Here is a 4,338-nt window from a genome sequence, read left to right on the forward strand (position 1 = left end):
CGCCGGTCACCAACCAAGCCATTCCCCCAACCTATCCGCGAGTGAGGCGAGAGCGCCGCGAGCGGGTCAGCGGTTGTCGGTCGCGACGAAGAGCACGCCGTCGTCGTGCGGCGCGAAGCGCAGGGTTCCCTCGTCGGGCGACACGAAGACGGCGTCGCCCCTGTGCACCGTGATGGTCCCGTGATCTCCCGTCACGGATGCCTGCCCCGCCGTGCACAGCACGATCGCCGGACCGGTGAGCTCGAGCGTGGCATCCCCTGTTACGTGTCCGAGCTTGAAGTCCGGAACGTCGGGCGTGAAGAGCTCGAGAGGTCCCACCCTGGACGGCGCCAGCAGCGGTGCCGGAACCGGGGTGAAGTCGAGCACCTTGAGCAGTTCCGGCACATCGATGTACTTCGGCGTCAGACCGCCGCGCAGCACGTTGTCCGATGCCGCCATGAGCTCGATCCCTGTGCCGGAGAGGTACGCGTGGATGTTCCCAGCAGGCAGGTACAGCGCCTCGCCTGGCTTCAGGGCCACGCGGTGCAGCAGGAGCGCCAGCACGATCCCCGGGTCTCCCGGGTACGCATCGGCGAGCAGCCGCACGATCCCGAGCTCGGGCACGTCTGAGCCCTTCGGCGAGCGCGCGATCGCCGTCGCCTGCGACACGATCTCCTCGGCTCCCTCTCCGCCGCCGAGCAGCAGGCCGACCGCCGCCCGCAGTGCGGACTCCTCGGTCTCCCCCGCCGCCAGGATGCCGCGCAGCACGTCCAGCTCGTCGTGCGGCAGTCCGGCGGCGCGGCCGATCGAGATGAGCCGGTCGAGCACGGCGACCGAGGTGCCGACGTCACGGAACCCGCACAGCGCGTCGAACGGCGTCGCCGCGTAGATCAGTTCCGGCTTGTGGAACGGATCCTTGTAGTTGCGTTCGGGAGCATCCAGCGGGATGCCGAGCCGGTTCTCCCGCTCGAACCCCTCCTGCGCCTGCTCGGGCGACGGATGCGCCTGGATCGACAGCGGCGCAGCCGCCGAGAGCACCTTCAGCAAGAAGCCCAGGCGGGGCGCACCACCGTACGACTCGTCGTCGCACCAGTCGTCGCCGAGCGTCTGCTCCGGTTCTTCGCCGATCAGCTCGGCGAGGGTACGCGGGCCGTCTGTCGGATGCACCAGCAGGCTCGGCGAACCGGGATGCGCTCCCAGCCACAGTTCGGCTTCCGGCCGCGAGGATGCTCGTCGCCCGAGCAGATCCGCGATGCCGTGCGTGGAGCCCCACGCGTAATCGCGAGGATCGTTGTCGATGCGCACAAACATCCGCACCCGCCCTTTCTCCTGGTTAGTCGCAGAGTACCAACGGCCTTGGGCGCTCGGATGCCGCTGCCTAGGCTGACCCAGATCCCGACAGTTCTTCAGCGGCTTCGCTTGCGGCGCGCCAGCGCCCGGCGATTCCGCTCAACAGTGCGATGGAGCAGACATGGCATTCGAGCCGCTTGCCGCAGACTTCTACGGTTTCGCGAACGACCTCACCGAGCAGGAGAAGGAGGCGATCGCGAAGCTGCGCGCCTACCTCGAGACCGAGGTGAAGCCGATCGCGAACGAGTACTGGGAGCGTGCCGAGTTCCCGAAGCAGCTCATCCCCGAGCTGCACCGGCTCGGAGTGGCCGCCTTCTCGTGGGACGAGACGAAGCCGTTCCCCAACTCGGCCGTGTTCCGCGGCTTCCTGGCCCTGGAGCTGGCCAGGATCGACGCCTCCATCGCCACCTACGTCGGCGTGCAGAACGGGCTCGCCGCCGGATCGCTGAGCGCGTGCGGCTCGCAGGAGCAGCGGGACGAGTGGCTGCCCAAGCTCGCCTCCGGCGAGATCATCGGCGCGTTCGGTCTCACGGAACCGCTCTCGGGTTCCGACTCCGCACAGGGACTGCGCACGACGGCGGAGCGCCGCGGAGACGAGTGGATCATCAACGGCTCGAAGCGCTGGATCGGCAACGCCACGTTCAGCGACATCACGATCATCTGGGCCAAGGATGTCGCCGACGGCCAGGTGAAGGGCTTCATCGTTCCCACGGAGACCGCCGGCTATCACGCCACGAAGATCGAGGGCAAGCAGGCGCTGCGTGCCGTGCAGAACGCCGACATCACGCTCGAGGATGTGCGCGTTCCGGAGTCGCTCCGGCTGCAGAACGCGAACTCGTTCCGCGACACGGCGCGCGTGCTGCGGGCGACGCGCGCCGAGGTGGCGTGGGCGGCCGTCGGTGTCTCCGTCGGCGCGTACGAGGCGGCCGTGAAGTACGCGGGCGAGCGCATCCAGTTCGGCAAGCCCATCGCAGCACACCAGCTCGTGCAGGACATGCTCGCCGCGTCGCTCGCGAACATCACCTCGTCGCTCGCGCTCGTCGTGCAGGTGTCGCGGATGCTCGACGCCGGCACCCAGCGCGACGAGCACTCGGCTCTGGCGAAGGCGTTCACGACGGCGAGGATGCGCGAGACGGTCGGCTGGGCGCGCGAGATCCTGGGCGGCAACGGCATCGTGCTCGAGTACGACGTCGCGCGCTTCTTCAGCGACGCCGAGGCGCTCTACTCGTATGAGGGCACGCAGGAGATGAACACGCTCATCGTCGGCCGTGCGATCACGGGACTGGCCGCCTTCGTCTAGGCCAGGTGGTCGTCGACGAAGCGAGACGGGGCCGTCCGTCGCCTGCCGACGCGGCGGCCTCGCCCGCTTCCCTGCTGGTGCACCTCGATCGCTGTGTCCAGACATCCGCTCGCTCGATCTACCGCCGGCGGGCCTTCTCGCGGATGCCCTCAGGCGCGCGAGACGGACAGGCTGCGCAGCGCGACAGTGGTGCCTTGACGAAGCGAGTTGGGGATCTCGGCTATGCGGTCGACTCGTTCCACGAGGACGCGGAGTTCGCTCTCATCGGCGTCTCCGGTGAGTTCGACGTCGTACGCCACCTCGGTGGACGTGGCGGGTGAGCCGGTGAAGTCGCCGTCGACGGTGATGGCGACGGAGTGCAAGCGGATGCCTGCCGCATCGGCTTCCCGGAACAGGTCGTTGGACACGCAGCCCGCCACCGCGAGGTAGAGCAGCTGGCCACCGCTGAACCCGATGCCGTCGCCTCCGGCCTCGGCCGATCGATCGACGACCAGCGTGAAGGGTCCCGCCGAGCCGATCGCCGCGCTGCGTTCCGGGAGGCTGCGGGTTCGCACTGTGAACATCCGCTCAGAGTAGGCCTGCACCAGGGCTTCGGCCTAGAGTGCATCCGGCCATATCGCTGCTGCGCAGCTCACGGACTCAATCGGGTCGGTCATATGAGCGAGCTCACATGACTGACCCTCAATCGCCCATAAGGTGAGAGCCATGACACAGACCGCGCCAGCGACGGCGCTGCGCACCGTGCCCGCCGGTCAGGGCTGGCTCCTGGCATTCGCCGGGTTCACGTTCTTCACACTGTTCGCCGGCGAGTTCTGGCGCGACAGCGTGAGCTGGCTGGGCTGGGGCATCATCGCCGGCCTGTGCCTCGTCGTGAGCATCGTGTTCCTGGTGCGGGCGCGTCCGCGCGTGCCGATCCGCCAGTGGCCGAAGACGCTTCTGCTGTTCCTGCTCCTCTGTATCGTCTCGATAGCGTGGTCCGCCTACCGCGCGGAGTCGGCGGTGGCGGCCGTCGCTCAACTGGCCACAACGACGGCGGGAGCGTTCTTCGCGCTCTGCCTCACCTGGCATCAGATCCTTCGAGCCCTCGGCGCAGCATTCCGCTGGATCATCGGCCTCTCGCTCGTCTTCGAGCTCTTCGTCTCGGTGGTCATCCGGCACCACATCCTTCCGCTCTTCACGACCTATCAGTACCCGTCCGGCAAGCTTCCCGACGCGTTCTACTGGAGCCGCGACCTGCTCTTCCACGGCGGCGAGATCCAGGGCATCGTGGGCAACAGCGACATCCTCGGCATGATCACGCTGTTCGCGCTCATCGTCTTCGCCATCCAGCTCGCCGATCGCACCGTGAACCGCACGGCCGGCATCGTGTGGCTCGTGCTGGCCGCCATCACGTTCCTGCTCACCCGTTCGTCGACGGTCATCGTGGCCCTCGGCTTCGTCATCGTCGTGCTGTTGTTCGCCTGGTGGGCCAGAAGCGTGCAGCAGAGCAGGCGGGTGCCGCTGTACGTGACGGCCACCGTCGTCGCCGTGGGCGGTGCGGCATCCGTCACACTCTTCTGGGGAACCGTCACGAAGCTGCTCGGCAAGACCGCCGACCTCACGGGACGCACCGATATCTGGGAGAAGGTCATCCATCTCGCCCAGCAGAAGCCGTACTTCGGCTGGGGCTGGATCAGCTACTGGGCTCCGTGGGTGCAGCCGTTCAAGGG

At 67.9% G+C, this 4,338-nt stretch carries 4 protein-coding genes; 2 read left to right on the forward strand and 2 right to left on the reverse strand.

Features of this window, described 5'->3' with window-relative positions:
* Positions 1–66 precede the first annotated feature (66 nt).
* Positions 67–1,290, reverse strand: a complete 1,224-nt coding sequence (manA, locus tag VHB92_RS05230) for a mannose-6-phosphate isomerase, class I (protein WP_325452114.1) — start codon at positions 1,288–1,290, stop codon at positions 67–69.
* A gap of 160 nt (positions 1,291–1,450) precedes the next feature.
* Here manA and VHB92_RS05235 point away from each other — a divergent pair, with 160 nt between their 5' ends.
* Complete coding sequence (locus VHB92_RS05235) at positions 1,451–2,629, forward strand: acyl-CoA dehydrogenase family protein (RefSeq protein ID WP_325452116.1); 1,179 nt, start codon at positions 1,451–1,453, stop codon at positions 2,627–2,629.
* 149 nt (positions 2,630–2,778) lie between these two features.
* Here the strand turns inward: VHB92_RS05235 and VHB92_RS05240 are convergent, their stop codons facing one another.
* Positions 2,779–3,192, reverse strand: coding sequence for an OsmC family protein (locus VHB92_RS05240; RefSeq protein WP_325452118.1), 414 nt, complete (start codon positions 3,190–3,192; stop codon positions 2,779–2,781).
* Positions 3,193–3,334: 142 nt separating this feature from the next.
* Here VHB92_RS05240 and VHB92_RS05245 point away from each other — a divergent pair.
* Positions 3,335–4,338 (forward strand): O-antigen ligase family protein (locus VHB92_RS05245; protein ID WP_325452120.1); only part of this gene is annotated, 1,004 nt, incomplete at its 3' end.

Source organism: Humibacter sp., from assembly GCF_035547335.1.
Taxonomy (GTDB): Bacteria; Actinomycetota; Actinomycetes; order Actinomycetales; family Microbacteriaceae; genus Humibacter.